This is a genomic window from Stenotrophomonas sp. NRRL B-14846, assembly GCF_050473585.1.
Taxonomy (GTDB): domain Bacteria; phylum Pseudomonadota; class Gammaproteobacteria; order Xanthomonadales; family Xanthomonadaceae; genus Stenotrophomonas.
In genome coordinates this window covers 1-15,188 of sequence record NZ_JBFLUN010000034.1, presented here as the reverse complement: position 1 = coordinate 15,188, position 15,188 = coordinate 1, and the positions used below count along the sequence as shown (strand labels likewise).

Sequence of the window (15,188 nt, the reverse complement as noted above, 5' to 3'; positions counted from 1 at the left end):
ACTTGGACTTCAGGCCCTGCAGGATCTCGTAGGTCTCGCCGACAGTCGGCTCGACGATGTCGATCTTCTGGAAGCGGCGGGCCAGCGCCCGATCCTTCTCGAAGATTCCACGGTATTCCTGGAAGGTGGTCGAGCGATGCAGCGCAGCTCACCGGAGGCCAGCGCCGGCTTGATCAGGTTGGAGGCATCCATGGTGCCTCCGACGCCGAACCGGCACCGATGATGGTGTGGATCTCGTCGATGAACAGCACCGCATTGGGCACCTTCTTCAGCGCGGTCAGCACGCTCTTCAGGCGCTTCTCGAAGTCGCCACGGTACTTGGTGCCAGCCACCAGCGCGCCCAGGTCGAGCGAATAGATCACCGCGTCGGCCAGCACGTCGGGCACCGAGCCCTCGACGATGCGGCGGGCCAGGCCCTCGGCAATCGCGGTCTTGCCCACGCCGGCCTCACCCACGTACAGCGGGTTGTTCTTGCGGCGGCGGCACAGACCTGGATGGTGCGCTCGATCTCATCGGCACGGCCGACCAGCGGGTCGATGCGACCGGCCCGGGCTGTTCGTTGAGGTTGCTGGCGAACTCGGTCAGGGCATCGCCCTTCGGCTCACCCTCCCCGCCTTCCATGCGGCTCTCGCCCTCGGAGGAAGAGGACGGCTGCTCGCCCTCCTCACCCAGCTTGGCGATGCCGTGGGACAGGTAATTGACCACGTCCAGCCCGGGTCACGTCCTGCTGGTTGAGGTAATAGACGGCGTGCGAGTCCTTTTCGCCGAAGATGGCGACCAGCACGTTGGCGCCGGTGACCTCCTTCTTGCCCGAGGACTGCACGTGGTACACGGCCCGCTGCAGCACGCGCTGGAAGCCCAGGGTCGGCTGGGTATCGCGGCCGTCATCTTCGGCCAGCGGGACACGGAAGCCTCGATGGCCTGCTCCAGCTCCTGGCGCAGGCGTTCGGCGTCGGCACCACAGGCCTTCAGTACGGCCTGGGCGGACGGGTTGTCGAGCAGTGCCAACAGCAGGTGTTCGACCGTCATGAACTCATGCCGGGCCTCACGGGCGCGCTTGTAGCACTGGCCGATGGTGTGTTCGAGGTCTTTGCTGAACATGGATTACTCCGGCGGCAGATGGGGACAATATGCGGCCTGACTACGCGATTTCCATCACCCTAGCGGATTGCTGCGTTCAGATGGCGTTAGCAGTGCGAATCGCTTGATCTTCATTCACTCCAGGACAGCCCACCCAGCATGAGCGAACCCTACCTGAGCCGCTGGCGATTGCGGCGTGATGGCCCGGCATCGAAACGCCCGGGCCCAGCTCTGGCCGGTGCTGACCGCCGCCGGCGAACCGGCGATGCTGAAGGTCAGCAGCGAAACCGAAGAGCAGAACAGCCATCGCCTGCTGCCGTGGTGGGACGGTGACGGCGCCGCCCGCCTGCTGGCCCGCGAGGGACCGGCGATCCTGATCGAGCGTGCCGGCGGCGACTCGCTGCGGCAACGTTCGATCGACGGCGATGATGACGCCTGCATCACCCTCCTGTGCCAGGTCCTGCAGCGGCTGCACCGGCCACGGAGCGCGCCGCCAGACGACCTGGTCTGCCTGCGTAGATGGTTCGTCGACCTGCTGCAGCCAAGGGCGGCGCTGCCACCACTGCTGGAACAGTGCAGATCGCTGGCGGAAGGCCTGCTGCAGGACGAGCGCGAGATCCGGCCGCTGCACGGCGACCTGCTATCACGACAACGTGCTGGATTTCGGCGCGCGTGGCTGGCTGGCGATCGACCCGAAGCGGCTTGCTGGGCGACCGCGCGTTCGACTACACGACGATGTTCAGCAATCCGGACCTGTGCGGCCCCGGCATCCATGTGGCCACCCGGCCCGAGCGGTTTGCCGCCCGGCTGGAACAGGTGAGCGCACTGGCCGGCCTGGAGCGCACGCGCCTGCTGCGCTGGATCGCGGCAGCATGGCGCTGTCGGCAGTGTGGTTCAGGGATGACGGCGACCCGGCCGACGTGGACGAGGCGGTAGCGCGGATGGCGCTGGAGGCGCTGGCGGAGGCGTGAGCCAGCGTTCTGGTAGATGCCCACCTTGGTGGGCACGGCCGCCCGGGATCGATACAGGCCTCATGCCCTGGTAGGTGCCCACCTTGGTGGGGCACACCCGGCCGGTGCCGATACGCCCGGGCAGAAAGCAGTCGAGCATGGCTCGACTCTACAGATTTCCGCTTGGAAGGTGCCCACCTTGGTGGACACGCCCATCCGGGAACGATGCGCCTGGACGAAATTCGGCAGCCGCTCAGGCCTTTTCCATCGTGCACAGCAGCGGGTGCTGGTTCATCCGCGAGTACTCGTTGACCTGGGCGACCTTGGTCTCGCCACTTCGCGGGTGAACACCCCGCAGACGCCGCGGCCGCGGGTATGGACGTGCAGCATCACCTGCGTGGCCTTGTCCAGGTCCATGCTGAAGAACTGCTGCAGCACATCCACCACGAAATCCATCGGGGTGTAGTCGTCGTTGAGCAGCATCACCTGGTAGAACGGCGGCGCGCCACTTCCGGGCGCGCGGGCTCCACGGCAACGCCGTGCTCGTGCTGGGAATCGGGGGAGGACTCATGGGGCATCCACCCATTATAGAGGCAGCGCCGGGCCTGCGTCGGCCTGCCGCAGATTGGACGGCACGCACGCCACCGTCACAATTGCACCTTCTTTCAACGTTGCTTCACAGGATCTTCATGAAAAGGACCCTTCTCCCCGCCTGCTGATCGCCCTGACCGCTGCCGGCTCTGCCGCCGCCGCGACCAGCGCCGACAAGTCCGTGGCCCGCCATCTGGACAAGCTGGGCTACACCTACGAAGTCGACGAGGATGGCGACTACCGCATGGTCTTCGACGTCGAGGGTGACCGCACCCAGATGGTCTACGTGCGCTCGGCGGTGGAAGATTTCGGCAGCCACAACATCCGCGAGATCTGGTCGCCGGCCTACAGCGCCAAGACAAGCAGTTCCCGGTGGCCGTAGCCAACCGCCTGCTCGAAGATTCGCAGGACGCCAAGATGGGGGGCTGGGTAAAGCAGGACACCACCGCCATGTTCGTGGTGAAGATCGACGCCGATGCCACTGCCGACCAGCTCAGCGACGCCATCGATGCGGCCATCCGCACCGCCGACGCGATGGAGCTGGAACTGACAAGAAGGACGAGTTCTGAGTTGAACGCCACGCCGGAACCGCGCTGGGCACCGCACGCCACCGTCGCCACGGTGTGGTCGACGGCGGCCGCGTGCTGCTGGTCGAGGAGGACCATCGACGGCCGCCAGGTGCTGAACAGCCGGCTGGCCACCTCGAGCCGGGCGAAAGCCTGGCCGAGGCGGCCCTGCGCGAGACCCGCGAGGAAACCGGCTGGACCGTGCAGCTGACCCATTTCATCGGCTGCTACCAGTGGACCGCCGGCGACGGCACTGCCTTCCTGCGCTTCTGCTACGCGGCGCGCCCGGTCTCGCATGACCCCGGCGCAGCCGCTGGACACCGGCATCGACCGCGCGCTGTGGCTGACCCCGGCCGAGCTGCAGGCCGCCGGCGAGCGCCAGCGCAGCCCGCTGGTCTGGCAGGTGGTGGCTGATTACCTGGGTGGCCAGCGCATCCGCTTTCGCTGGTCCGGGAGGTCGCATGAGCACTCCGCGTGTAATGGTGGGGCGTCTCCGGTGGCGTCGATTCCTCGGTCGCCGCCTGGCGCCTGGTACAGCAGGGCGAGGCCGTGGCCGGCTGTTCATGCAGAACTGGGCGGACGACGGCAGCGGTGACTGCCGCGCCGAGAGATGATCGCCGCGATGCGGTGGCCGTCTGCGGCCTGCTGGGCATCCCGTTCCACTTCCGCGACTTCTCCAGCGAGTACTGGCAGGGCGTGTTCGAGCACTTCCTGGCCGAGTACGCGTCCGGCCGCACCCCGAACCCGGACGTGCTGTGCAACCGCGAAGTGAAGTTCAAGCACTTCCTGGATGCCGCCCGCGAGCTGGGCGCCGAGCGCATCGCCACCGGCCACTATGCGCGGGTGACCCAGCGCGGCCACCAGTGGCTGCTCTTGCGCGCCGCCGACCGCTCCAAGGACCAGAGCTACTTCCTGCACCAGCTGGGCCAGGAACAGCTGGCAGCCACCCTCTTCCCGATCGGCGACCTGGAAAAGACCGACCTGCGCCGGATCGCACGCGACGTCGGCCTGCCGACCCACGCCAAGAAGGATTCCACCGGCATCTGTTTCATCGGTGAGCGGGATTTCCGCGAGTTCCTCGGCCGCTACCTGCCGGCCAAGCCGGGCCAGATCCTCGACCCGGCCGACGGCAGCGTGATTGCCGAGCATCCGGGCGTGTTCTATTTCACTCTGGGCCAGCGCGAGGGTCTGAACATCGGCGGCGTGCGTGGCCGTCCGGCCGCGCCGTGGTACGTGGTCGGCAAGGGATGTGGCCAGCAACGTGCTGTACGTGGACCAGGACCGCGACAGCCCATGGATGCTGTCCGAGCGCCTGCGTTCGGAAACCGCGCACTGGATCGCCGGCTCACCGCCGGCACGGCGCTTCGAATGCACCGCCCAGACCCGCTACCGCCAGCCCGACGAGCCGTGTACGGTCGAGGTGCTGGACGACGGCAGCGTGCTGGTCACCTTTGCGCGCCCGCAGCGCGCCGTTACCCCTGGTCAATCGCTGGTGCTGTATGACGGTGATGTGTGCCTGGCGGCGCGGTGATCGCCGCCACCGATGCGCCGCTGGAACAGCGCCTGCGCACCACCCCTTCCCCTTTTGAGGTAATCGCTGCATGAGTTTCACTGTCGACGACCGCGTCCTGGCTTTGGCCGGCATTGCCCAGGCCCTGCAGCAGGTACGCCGCATCGCCGATACCGGCCATTCCGACGCCGCCGCCGTGCGCACCGCCGTGGACAGCGTGTTCCGCGTCGATGCGTCCTCGCCGCAGGAGGTGTTCGGTGACCGCCATGCACTGAAGGCTGGGCTGCGCCTGCTGCACAACTACTTCCGCAGCCAGGGCCAGGACCCGATCCTGCCAAGCTGGCCCTGTCGGTGCTGCAGCTGGAGCGCCGCTTCGTGCAGGACGGGGCGACCGTGAACAAGGTCGCCTCGGGCATCGAGCGCGCCCAGCGCCAGGCCGTCGAGCTGGGCGACAGTGGCCACCCGGACGTGCTGGCCAACCTGGGCGGCCTGTATGCCGACACCATCAGCCACCTGAAGCCGCGGGTGATGGTGCAGGGGCAACCCGCACTACCTGGGCCAGGCCGGCGTGGTCGCCGAGATCCGGCGCCCTGCTGCTGGCCGCGGTGCGTTCGGCGGTGCTGTGGCGCAGCGTGGGCGGCAGCTACTGGACTTCCTGTTCAGCCGCAAGGCGATGATCGAGGCCGTGGACCGCCAGCTGGCGTGAGGGCGTGGGGTCAGAGCCCTTTTCCGTGGAAAAGGGATCCGACCCCGTCGCTGCCTGCCCAAGGGGTCGAATCCTTTCCGGCACGGGAAGGGCTCTGACCCCCAAGCCGCCAAGGCGCCGGAAAACCGGCGCATTCAGAATGCACTTCGAGGCACATCGACGTTAAAGAGAAAGGGGGTACGGCCGATACATCCTCCGTGCACCTCCCGAGAGACGTCCATGTACTCACGCATTTTCATCCGTCTGGCCGCCCCCCTGGCTCTGACCCTGCTGCTCCCCTTCGCCATCGTTTCGAATGGCCGCCGCCCTGCGCTGGGCGATCCTGACCACGATGACGCTGAGCTGGCTCGGCTTTGCGTGGTGGACCACCCCGCGCCCAGGCGCATCGCTCCCCCGGAACATGCCGTGTCCTGCGTGAGCAGGACCAGCTGCTGACCGAACTGCGCAGCTTCGTCGGCAACGAGATCGACGGCTCGCGCGGCGAAGTGGCAACGCGCCCGTGACCTGATCCGCCAGGCAGTGTCCAGCCTGGGCGGCAGCTTCGATGCGATGAACGCAAGTCGCGGCCAGCAGAGCCAGGCCCTGTCGCGCATCGTCGACCGCGCCGGTGATGAGGGCAATGCGGCCTCGACGTTGCCCGTTTCGCCCAGCACGCCAGCCACCGCATGGAGCAGCTGGTGGAAGCGCTGGAACAGGTCAGCGGCCAGAGCAGCACCACGGTGCAGCACATCGACCAGATGGCACAGCACCTGGACGGCATCTTCGCGTTGCTGGAAGACGTCAAGTCGATCGCTGACCAGACCAACCTGCTGGCACTGAACGCCGCCATCGAAGGCCGCGCGTGCCGGTGAAGCCGGTCGTGCTTCGCGGTGGTGGCCGACGAAGTGCGCAACCTGTCCGAGCGCTCGACCACCTTCAACGAGCAGATCCGCAAGCTGGCGCACAGCTCCAAGGACGCCATCGCCAAGGTGCGCGAGACGGTCTCGCACATGGCCTCGCGTGACATGGACCGCTCCCGCGAAGCGCGCCAGGAAGCAGCGGCAATGCTCGACAACGTCGCGCAGATCAACGCCTCGCTGGGCGATGGCATGCGCGAAGTCTCCGAGTGCGCCCGTTCGATCGACGGCAGCGTGGCCGAAGCCGTGCGCGCCCTGCAGTTCGAAGACATCGCCACCCAGCGCTGGGCGGGCGTGCACACCCACCTGGACCGCCTGACTGCGATCAACCGCGAAGCGGTGGCCCTGCAGGAACTGCTGCACCGCAATGGTGGCGTGTTCGACGAAGAGATCGCCACTGCCCTGCAGCGCACCGCAGCCGCCTGCGCGAACTGCGCAGTGAGTGGGAGCGCCCGCCGCACAAGCCGGTCGCCCAGCAGACCATGGGTGCTGGCACGGTCGAGCTGTTCTGATCCTGATGTCCGCTGCCGTTGCCGGCAGCCCGCAAGGCCCCGGTTCGTCCGGGGCCTTTGCCTGTAACCTGCCGTTGGATGCATCCTGTACGCGCACCATGACCCTGATCCGCGCCCTGCCCTCCCTCGCCGACACCGAGCGCCCGCGCAACGCGAGCGTGCTGTGAGCAGCTGCAGCAGCTGGAAGAGGTGGCACGCGAGGAGATCCGCGAACTGCAGCAGCTGGCCGATGCGCGGCCTGCCCCGTCGCGGGCGGACGACGCGCTGCTGGGTCTGGCGTGGGACCTGGGCCTGGACGGCAACTCCCTGTAGATCCACGCCATGCGTGGATGGCCTTCACCACCACCCGCTCCAAACCCATGGCATGATCCGCCATGCCCCCTACGGCTGGACACGGAGTGTCGTCGCATGAGCACCACGTCATGACCTGGCTGGGATTTGCTGCGATGGTGCTCATCGCGGTCACCTTTACCTGGCGTCCCGCCTACGCCACATTGCGGCCACCCCGGCATCGACCTGTCGCGTTCCTGTTCGGCAGCCTGCTCTTCCTGCTGATGGCCTTTCTATGCGCCTGGATGGCGGCAAGTGCGCTTAATACCGGGCATGTCCATCTAAGCCATCACCCGCGCCGGCACCATTGACGTATGCGGGAGATCGAGCCGGTGACGTATTGGCTGATCATCGTGGCGGCGTATGTGTTCGGACTGCTGATCGCCAGCTATTCGATCGCAGGCATCGCATTGATGAAGCGGTAGATCCACGACTTGCGGGATGGCGTTCATCTGCGCGTGTGGCACCTGGATCTCGCTGCGACATCCACGCATGGCGTGGATGTCGCAGCGTGGCGTAATCGCTGTGGCATGATGCCCCGTCCCGCTCATGGAAGACCGATGGCCATCGCCCTGATCGCAAGTACTTTTGATCGAGACCATCCTTCTGATGCTTGGGTGGCCGGCTATTTCAGCTGGGGCATCACCCTGTTCAACGAACGCATCGCGGCGCCGCCGGCCATGCAGGCACGGCTCTCGTTGGGCAGCCTGGAACGTGACCTGCCGCAGGACAAATGGCTGCGCCTGGCCTTCCATGCGCTGCCCGACGGCAGCATGGCATTCCGCGAGAGCTTTGCGCCGAGCTTCGGCCTGCGCTACTTCCCGGTGATGCGTGGACGCATCGTACTCAACGCGCGACGGCACGAAGTGCGGGTGATCGGCCTGTGCAGCTGGTTCGTGGCGATCCTGTCGCTGCTGCTGCTGCCGCTGGTGGCGATGCGCCCGATGGTGGCGCCCATGCTGCTCGTGCTGCCGTTGTTCCTGGCCAGCTATCTGGTCCAGAAGCGCCGCTATGCGGCCATCGTCGAGGCGCTGCGCATGCAGTTGAAGACAGAATTTCCGAAGTAGATCCACGCCATGCGTGGATGATCGCGAGGTGCCGGCATCCGTGCCGACCAACGGTCGGCACCCACCAGAGCAGGTGCCTGTATCTGAAGTAGATCCACGCCATGCGTGGATGATCGCGAGGTGCCGGCATCCGTGCGACCAACGGTCGGCACCCACCAGAGCAGGTGCCTGTATCTGAAGTAGATCCACGCCATGCGTGGATGATCGCGAGCGCGGGCATCAGTGCCGACCAACGGTCGGCACCCACCGGAGTCGGCACCCACCAGAGCCGGGCTACACCAGCGTCCGGCTGTCAGCGCACCAGTACGGCTTCGCCGCTGGCGTCGGTACGCATCGGTGCCGGGTGCTGCTGGCGCAGCCATTGCGCCAGGTCGCGCGGGCTGAGCGGGCGCGAGTACAGGTAGCCTGGATCTCGTCGCAGCCCTGGCGGCGCAGCATGTCTTCTTCCTGGTGCGTCTCCACGCCCTCGGCCACCACCTTCATGCCCAGCGCGTGGCCCAGGTGCACGATGGCCTGGGTGACTTCGGCCGTGCCAGAGTCATGGCAGCATGCCCTGCACGAAACTGCGGTCGATCTTCAGGCGCCCCACCGGGAATCGATTGAGGTAATTGAGGTTCGAGAAGCCGGTACCGAAGTCGTCCACCGCCAGCGGTACGCCATGCCGTTCCAGCACATCGAAGCAATGGCGCAGGATGTCGGTGTCACGGATCAGCGCCGACTCGGTCAGCTCCAGCTCCAACCGCTGCGGCGGCCAGCCGTGGGCATGGCAGATCTCGATCACGCGTTCGGCGAAACCGCGATCACGCAGCTGCACCGCCGATACATTGACCGCGATGCGGTCGAAGCGCAGTCCAGCGCGGTCCCACGCAGTCGCCTGGCGGCAGGCTTCATTCAGCACCCAGTCGCCGATGCGCACGATCTCACCGCACTTCTCGGCAATCGGTATGAACTCGGCCGGGCTGCAGTAGCCGATGCCGGGCCGGTGCCAGCGCAGCAGGGCTTCGATCGCTGGCGGCTCGCCCTGGTGCGCATGCAACAGCGGCTGGTAGGCCAGGCTGAACTCTTCGCGCTCGATCGCACCGTGCAGCGCGTGCTCAAGTTCCAGCTTGCGCTGGATGCGGGCCAGTGCGTCCTGGCTGTAGTACTGATACGTGTTGCGCCCGGCTTCCTTGGCCGCATACATCGCGGCGTCGGCGGCGCGCAGCAGTGAATCGAAATCGGTCTGGGCATCGCCCAGCATCGCGATGCCGACGCTGGCGCCGACCTTCAACGTAGTCTCGCCTCGGCGCAGCGGCTCGGCCAGCGAGGCAATCAGCTTGCGGGCGACATGACCCGCATCTTCAGGCTCGGCCAGGTCGCGCAGCACGACGATGAACTCGTCGCCACTGAAGCGGCCGAACAGGTCGTTGTTGCGCAGGTTCTGGTGCAGGCGGTGGCCGCGGCCTTCAGCAGCGCATCGCCGGTGGCGTGACCGAAGCTGTCGTTGATGGTCTTGAAGCCGTCCAGGTCGATGAACAGCATCGCCAGCGAGGTACCGCGGTCGCGCGCTTCCTCGATGGCTTCGGCGGTCTGTTCGCCGAGCAGCACACGATTGGGCAGGCCGGTCAGCAGGTCGTAGTGGGCCAGCAGCTCGATGCGCTCGTTGGCCTCGCGCTCGCGGGTGATGTCACGGAACAGCACCACGAAGCGCGGCGGCAGGCCATCACGACGATCCAGCTCGATCAGCACCTGCACCCAGACACGCAGGCCGGACTGGCGGTAGAAGCACAGGTCCAGCTGCTCGGGCAGGCCGCCGCCGGCGATGCGGACCAGCGCTGCTTCGAACGCATCGCGTGAGTCTTCGGTATACAGCGCCATCGCCTGATCGAGGGTGATCGGCTCTTTGCGCAGGCCGTGGATGCGATAGCACTCCTCGGTCCACTGCATGTGCCGGGTCTGTACCTCGATCTCGCAGCCGCCGATGCGGCCCAGCGCGGAAACGCGGTTGAGCAGCTCGGTGCGCCAGCGGATCAACGCGTCGGTCTGGTGCTGCTCGGTGATGTTCTGCACCTGGCCGAGCAGGCGCTTGGGTTGCCCGTCCATGTCCAGCAGCGGCTGCATCCACAGGCGCAGATGCTGCGAAGGTTCATGGCCGCGGGTCAGCTCCAGCTCGAGATTGGCGGCCCGGCCGTCACGCCACAGGCGCCGCCATGCCGCGCGCAGCACTCCTCGGGAACGCGGGTGCAGCTGCTTCAGCCAGCGTCGCTGGCCGGGCACGGCGCCCTGCTCCAGCGCCAGCAGCGAGCGCAGTTCCGGCGACCACCAGAAGTGGCCGCTGTTGGGGTCGAACGACCAGCTGCCCATGCTGGCGATGCGCTGGGCCTCGCTCAGGTGCAGCTGCTGTTCCTGCAGCAGCGATTCGAGCTGCTTCTGCTGCTCGATATCGGTATGTGTACCGACCATGCGCAATGGCTGGCCATCGGCGGTGCGCGCAACCACACGGCCGCGATCCCAACACCCAGCGCCACTGCCCGTCGGCCTGGCGGAAGCGGAACTGCGCGCTGTACTGCTCGCTGCGCCCACGCAGGTGCTCGTCCAGCGCGGCACGCACCTGGGCGATGTCCTCGCTGTGCACCCGCGACAGCATTTCGGTGGCGGTCTCGTCACCCAGCGCCGGGCGTGCGCGCCACGCGGTCACTGGGAATGTCCCAGTCCCACAGGCTGTGGCCGGCGCTGTCCAGCGCCAGCTCCCAGCGCCCACCACCGTCGACCGGCACCGGCTCGGGAATGCTCAGGGTGAACGCCAGCAATTGCCGGCGCCGTCGTGCACGGCGCGCAGGTGACCGTCGTAGTGTCCACGCGGGCCACCCGGCAGCGTGCAGGCCACGATGCCGCCATCGGCAGCCATCAGGCGCAGATCTTCCAGCATCGGCGCATAGGCAGCCACGGTGGCCGGCAGGCCATGCTCGCGCGCAGCCGGATTGGCCGCCAGTGGGGCGCCCGGTACGGTCGACGATGACCAGCGCCGACGCAAGCGGGTGCTGCAGCAGGCTGGCGATGATCCCTTGTCCACGCGATCTTGCTCCGGATGACACGCCCGTCAGCGGGGCACGCAGTGGTTAACGGCGCCTGCGGCGGATAATTGAGTGGTCACGGCACGCTGCGGGGTAAGATGACCGGCGCCCCTTTCACCCGCCCCGTCCATGCCCGCAGAACCGACCGGCAACGCCCCAGTTCCCGACCCGCGGATGGCGCAGAGCGCTGAGCCGCGACCCGGCGCCGGGTGGTGCTGAGCTACCTGGCGATGGCGCTGGCCTGGATGATCTCCACCGACAGCGTGGTGCAGGCGCTGGTGCCGGACCCGCAGCAGGCAGCCCTGTGGCAGGGCCTGAAGGGTTCGTTCTTCGCGCTGGCCAGCGCGGGCCTGCTCTATCTGCTGCTGCGCCCCGCTGGCCGAACACGTGCTGCATACCCATGCGCGCCAGCAGGCCTCCGAGCTGCGCCTGCGGCAGATGTTCGAGGGCAACCCCGGCCCGATCCTGGTCTACGACCTGGACACGCTGGCGATCCTCGATGCCAACCCTGCCGCCTGCACCGCTTTTGGCTGGGACCTAGCGACGAGCTGCTGGAACAGACCATCGATGCCTTGTGGCCGCCTGGCCAGGACCAGGCGCTGCAGACCAAGCTGGAGGCGATCCGCGAGGCACCCGAGGAGCTGTGCATCCTCCGCGCGCAACTGCAGCTGCGTGATGGCTCGCTGCGGGCAGATGGAACTGCGCTCCAACGCGATCAGCTACGACGGCCACAACGCCCGCCTGCTGATCGCCATCGACCGCACCGCCGAGGACCTGGCCCAGCTGCGCCGCGACCAGGCGCTGGCCCGGGTGGAGGAAGCCCATGAGCTGGCCCCGCATCGGCGCCTGGGAGCTGGGACCCGGTCCACCGGGCTGGGCCGCTACTCCAACCAGGTCTATCGCCTGCTCGGCCGCCGCCCGCCCGAGGCCCGCCGTTGGCACCGCTTCGACGAGCTGCTGGTGCCGGCCGACCCCGGCCACGGCCACCCAGACCGAACAGCTGCTGGCCGAACTGTGCTGCGGCGAGCCGGTACAGGTGGACGTGCTGCTGCCGCTGCTGTCGATGGACGGCGGGCATTGATGGTGCACCTGCGGGCGGCCAGCGGTATCGATGAAGCCGGCCGAAGCCGCGTGCTGGGCACGCTGCAGGACGTGACCGAGCGCGAGCAGTCGCGGCGCCTGCTGCGCGAGCGCGAGGAACAGTTCCGCGAGCTTGGTGCGGGTGCTGCCCGACGGCGTGGTGATCCTCTCCGACGAACATGTGCTGTACGCCAACGCCTGGGCCGCCGGCCTGTTCGGCTACGGCAGCCACACCCTGCTGGGCGAGCCGCTGTCGGCCCTGGTCGCTGCCGCCGACCTGCCACGGGTACGCAGCCAGCTGCGCGCCGGCCAGCCCCACCTGGGGCCGGGCCACAGCAGCGTGGTGGCCATGCAGCGTGGCGACGGCCGCAGCTTCCATGCCGGCCTGGCGGTGGGCGAAGTGCGCTACGGCGGCCGCGACTGCAAGCTGCTGATCGTGCGCGACCTGAGCGATTCCGAACGTACCCGCAGCGCGCTGGAAACCAGCAACCGCGAACTGCAGGCGATGGCCGGCCGGCTGTTCTCGCTGCAGGGAGGATGAGCGTCGTGCGATCTCGCGCGACCTGCACGATGACATCGCCAGGCCATCACCGCGATCAAGCTGTCGGCGCATGCGGCACAGGATGAGGACGATCCGAAGCGCCGTGGCGAGGATCTGGCGCAGATCGTCAGCCTGGCCGACACCACCGTGGCCAAGCTGCGCGACATCTCCACCCTGCTGCGCCCCCCGCAGCTGGATGCACTGGGCTTGGAGGCGGCACTGAGCTGGCAGGCGCGGGTGCTGTTCCGCTCTTCGCCGGTGGAGCTGCTGGCCGAGATCGAGCCGCTGCCGCACCGCCCCGACAACAGCATCGAAACAGGCCTGCTTCCGCATCGCCCAGGAAAGCCTGACCAACGCGCTGCGCCATGCGCGCGCCAGCCAGGGTGCCTGCTGCAGCTGCGCGACGTCGGCCAGCGCGGCCTGCACCTGCAGATCCGCGATGATGGCGAGGGCTTCGATCCGGACGGCCCGCGCGGCCTCGGCCTGATCGTGATGCGCGAGCGCGCACAGAGCGTCGGTGCCACGTGCGGATCGAGTCCGCGCATGGTGAAGGCACCCTGATCGACGTCCATCTCCCCTACCAGGCGGCCAGCATGGCCGCCGTCGATTCACCGGAATACTGAGCCTATGTGGATCCCAACCTGCCCCCGGTCAGCATCGATGATGCCCCCGACCGCCTTGGCGCCGCAACCCCGAGCTGCAGGCGATGGTTGCCGAGGCGGCCTCCGGCGGCGTCGCGCTGATGCTGATGCACGTGGACATCGACCACTTCGCATCGGTCAACGAGAACATGAGTGCCGAAGTGGGCGACCAGGCGCTGGTACTGGTGGCGCAGCGCCTGCAGTCCTACCTGCGCGGGCGCGGCAAGCTGTGGCGGCATGGCAGCGACGAATTCCTGATCGCAGTGCCCCGCACCACCGATCTGCCGCTGCCGGAGGATTTCGCTGAAGAGATTCGCCAGCAGATGGAGCTGCCGCTTTCAGTGCTGCCGTACACGCTGTTCATGACCGGCAAGCTGGGCGTAAGCCTGTGCCCGGAGCATGCCAGCAGCACGTCGCGCCTGCTCGACCATGCCGAGGATTGCGCTGTACCAGGCCGCCCGCGAAGGCGGCAATGCCGTGCGCATCCATGCGGTGGACACTCCGCCGAGCGCACACAGCGAGAGCATCATCGCGCGCCAGATCGTCGATGCCATTCCCAATGGCGAACTGAAGCTGCGCTACCAGCCGCTGGTGAGTGCCCGCGACGGCCACGTGGTGGGCATGGAAGCGCTGCTGCGCTGGCAGTCCCCTACCCTGGGCATGCTGGTGCCGGAGCGCTTCATGCGCACCGCCGAGCGGCTGGGCATCATCGTGCAGATCGGCACCAGGGTGCTGGAAGGCGCATTGAAGCAGGCGCGGTTGTGGCGCGACCAGGGCTTCGATGACTTCACCATCGCGGTGAACGTGTCCACCCTGCAGCTGCTCCGGCCGAACTTCTTCGCCGAGGTGATGTCCCTGCTGCAGGCGGCGGGCGTGCCGGCACACATGCTGACGCTGGAGATCAATGAGAGCGCGCTGACCAACAACGTCAATTTCGTCCATGAAACGCTGGCCAACCTGCGCAACGAAGGCATCAGCCTGAGCCTGGACAACTTCGGCACCGGCGATTCCAGCCTCAGCGCGCTGGTGCGCTACCCGGTGGACAAGCTGAAGATCGACCGCAGCTTCATCAAGAGCGCACCGGCCGGCAATCGCGAGGCGGCCATCGCCCGCGCAATCATCGCCATGGGCCACCAGCTGGCATGACCGTGATCGCCAACGGCGTGGAGTCGCAGGCCCAGCTGGGCTTCCTGCGCCGCAACGACTGCGATGTGTTCAGGGCTACCTGTTCGGCGAACCGATGTCGGCCGATGCCGCCGGCATGACCCTGCGCCGCCGCTACCTGCGTCCGGAAGCCTTCGCCGAGACGCGCCCGGACCGTACGCTTGCTGCTGCTGGACGATGAGGAAAACGTGCTGCGCTCGCTGGTGCGCCTGTTCCGCCGCGACGGCTACCGCATCCTGGCGGCCGGCAACGTACGCGATGCGTTCGATCTGCTGGCGATCAACGACGTGCAGGTGATCCTGTCCGATCAGCGCATGAGCGACATGAGCGGCACCGAGTTCCTGGGCCGGGTGAAGATGCTGTACCCGGATACGATCCGCCTGGTGCTGTCGGGCTATACCGATCTGAACACGGTGACCGACGCGATCAACCGCGGCGCGATCTATCGCTTTCCTGACCAAGCCGTGGAACGACGACGAGCTGCGCAAGCACATCCACCAG

Annotated in this window: 10 protein-coding genes and 13 pseudogenes; 17 read left to right on the top strand and 6 right to left on the bottom strand. The window is 67.4% G+C overall.

The genetic code is table 11. From position 1 onward, the window contains the following. Nucleotides 1–1,101, bottom strand: a pseudogene (locus AB1281_RS25010) (Clp protease N-terminal domain-containing protein); the annotation flags it as partial. 138 nt (nt 1,102–1,239) lie between these two features. Here AB1281_RS25010 and AB1281_RS25005 point away from each other — a divergent pair. Further along, nucleotides 1,240–2,051 (top strand): annotated as a pseudogene (locus AB1281_RS25005) (APH(6) family putative aminoglycoside O-phosphotransferase). Nucleotides 2,052–2,283: 232 nt separating this feature from the next. Here the strand turns inward: AB1281_RS25005 and clpS are convergent. Further along, nucleotides 2,284–2,608, bottom strand: a pseudogene (gene clpS, locus AB1281_RS25000) (ATP-dependent Clp protease adapter ClpS). 111 nt (nt 2,609–2,719) lie between these two features. Between clpS and AB1281_RS24995 the strand changes: the two are divergent. From AB1281_RS24995 to AB1281_RS24950, 10 genes and pseudogenes are all read left to right on the top strand, one after another. Then, nucleotides 2,720–3,179: pseudogene (locus AB1281_RS24995) on the top strand (hypothetical protein); the annotation flags it as partial. Continuing rightward, nucleotides 3,156–3,652, top strand: a pseudogene (locus tag AB1281_RS24990) (NUDIX hydrolase). The pseudogenes AB1281_RS24995 and AB1281_RS24990, both read left to right, overlap by 24 nt. Before the next feature lie 63 nt (nt 3,653–3,715). After that, a pseudogene (gene mnmA / locus AB1281_RS24985) lies at nt 3,716–4,402 on the top strand (tRNA 2-thiouridine(34) synthase MnmA); the annotation flags it as partial. An 82-nt stretch (nt 4,403–4,484) separates the two neighbouring features. After that, nucleotides 4,485–4,718 carry an aminomethyltransferase beta-barrel domain-containing protein gene (locus tag AB1281_RS24980; protein ID WP_430347311.1) on the top strand — a complete coding sequence of 78 codons (234 nt, stop codon included), beginning with the start codon at nt 4,485–4,487 and terminating at the stop codon, nt 4,716–4,718. A 70-nt stretch (nt 4,719–4,788) separates the two neighbouring features. Beyond that, a pseudogene (gene hflD, locus AB1281_RS24975) lies at nt 4,789–5,403 on the top strand (high frequency lysogenization protein HflD). 155 nt (nt 5,404–5,558) lie between these two features. Continuing rightward, nucleotides 5,559–6,811 (top strand): annotated as a pseudogene (locus AB1281_RS24970) (methyl-accepting chemotaxis protein). A 5-nt stretch (nt 6,812–6,816) separates the two neighbouring features. Then, a complete protein-coding gene (locus AB1281_RS24965; RefSeq protein WP_430347310.1) occupies nt 6,817–6,978 on the top strand; it encodes a hypothetical protein in 162 nt (53 codons plus the stop codon). 22 nt (nt 6,979–7,000) lie between these two features. Then, a complete protein-coding gene (locus AB1281_RS24960; protein ID WP_430347309.1) occupies nt 7,001–7,123 on the top strand; it encodes a hypothetical protein in 123 nt (40 codons plus the stop codon). 110 nt (nt 7,124–7,233) lie between these two features. After that, nucleotides 7,234–7,452, top strand: coding sequence for a hypothetical protein (locus tag AB1281_RS24955; RefSeq protein WP_430347308.1), 219 nt, complete (start codon nt 7,234–7,236; stop codon nt 7,450–7,452). A 249-nt stretch (nt 7,453–7,701) separates the two neighbouring features. Continuing rightward, complete coding sequence (locus AB1281_RS24950) at nt 7,702–8,208, top strand: hypothetical protein (protein WP_430347307.1); 507 nt, start codon at nt 7,702–7,704, stop codon at nt 8,206–8,208. Nucleotides 8,209–8,500: 292 nt separating this feature from the next. Here AB1281_RS24950 and AB1281_RS24945 read toward each other — a convergent pair. The 4 genes and pseudogenes from AB1281_RS24945 to AB1281_RS24930 form a co-directional block, all read right to left on the bottom strand. Then, a pseudogene (locus tag AB1281_RS24945) lies at nt 8,501–10,551 on the bottom strand (putative bifunctional diguanylate cyclase/phosphodiesterase). After that, nucleotides 10,530–10,819 (bottom strand): annotated as a pseudogene (locus AB1281_RS24940) (PAS domain-containing protein); the annotation flags it as partial. The pseudogenes AB1281_RS24945 and AB1281_RS24940, both read right to left, overlap by 22 nt. Nucleotides 10,820–10,850: 31 nt before the next feature. After that, a complete protein-coding gene (locus AB1281_RS24935) occupies nt 10,851–10,997 on the bottom strand; it encodes a hypothetical protein (RefSeq protein ID WP_430347306.1) in 147 nt (48 codons plus the stop codon). Further along, nucleotides 10,979–11,260 carry a hypothetical protein gene (locus AB1281_RS24930; RefSeq protein WP_430347305.1) on the bottom strand — a complete coding sequence of 94 codons (282 nt, stop codon included), beginning with the start codon at nt 11,258–11,260 and terminating at the stop codon, nt 10,979–10,981. The genes AB1281_RS24935 and AB1281_RS24930 overlap by 19 nt, the downstream gene beginning before the upstream one ends. Nucleotides 11,261–11,699: 439 nt before the next feature. Between AB1281_RS24930 and AB1281_RS24925 the strand changes: the two are divergent. The 6 genes and pseudogenes from AB1281_RS24925 to AB1281_RS24900 all read left to right on the top strand — a co-directional run. Next, a pseudogene (locus tag AB1281_RS24925) lies at nt 11,700–11,753 on the top strand (hypothetical protein); the annotation flags it as partial. Between the two features lie 331 nt (nt 11,754–12,084). Then, nucleotides 12,085–12,342, top strand: coding sequence for a hypothetical protein (locus AB1281_RS24920; RefSeq protein WP_430347304.1), 258 nt, complete (start codon nt 12,085–12,087; stop codon nt 12,340–12,342). 135 nt (nt 12,343–12,477) lie between these two features. After that, a complete protein-coding gene (locus AB1281_RS24915) occupies nt 12,478–12,882 on the top strand; it encodes a PAS domain S-box protein (protein WP_430347303.1) in 405 nt (134 codons plus the stop codon). A 45-nt stretch (nt 12,883–12,927) separates the two neighbouring features. Then, a pseudogene (locus AB1281_RS24910) lies at nt 12,928–13,017 on the top strand (hypothetical protein); the annotation flags it as partial. A 12-nt stretch (nt 13,018–13,029) separates the two neighbouring features. Next, the gene (locus AB1281_RS24905) at nt 13,030–13,443 is read left to right on the top strand and encodes a sensor histidine kinase (protein ID WP_430347302.1); all 414 of its coding nucleotides are present in this window, start codon (nt 13,030–13,032) and stop codon (nt 13,441–13,443) included. Nucleotides 13,444–13,511: 68 nt separating this feature from the next. Continuing rightward, nucleotides 13,512–15,188, top strand: a pseudogene (locus tag AB1281_RS24900) (EAL domain-containing protein); the annotation flags it as partial.

Excerpts from the sequence above, each read along its gene's own strand:
- AB1281_RS24980 (WP_430347311.1), top strand. The coding sequence starts at position 4,485 with ATGCTGTCCGAGCGCCTGCGTTCGGAAACCGCGCACTGGATCGCCGGC.
- AB1281_RS24965 (WP_430347310.1), top strand. The coding sequence starts at position 6,817 with ATGTCCGCTGCCGTTGCCGGCAGCCCGCAAGGCCCCGGTTCGTCCGGG.
- AB1281_RS24955 (WP_430347308.1), top strand. The coding sequence starts at position 7,234 with ATGACCTGGCTGGGATTTGCTGCGATGGTGCTCATCGCGGTCACCTTT.
- AB1281_RS24950 (WP_430347307.1), top strand. The coding sequence starts at position 7,702 with ATGGCCATCGCCCTGATCGCAAGTACTTTTGATCGAGACCATCCTTCT.
- AB1281_RS24920 (WP_430347304.1), top strand. The coding sequence starts at position 12,085 with ATGAGCTGGCCCCGCATCGGCGCCTGGGAGCTGGGACCCGGTCCACCG.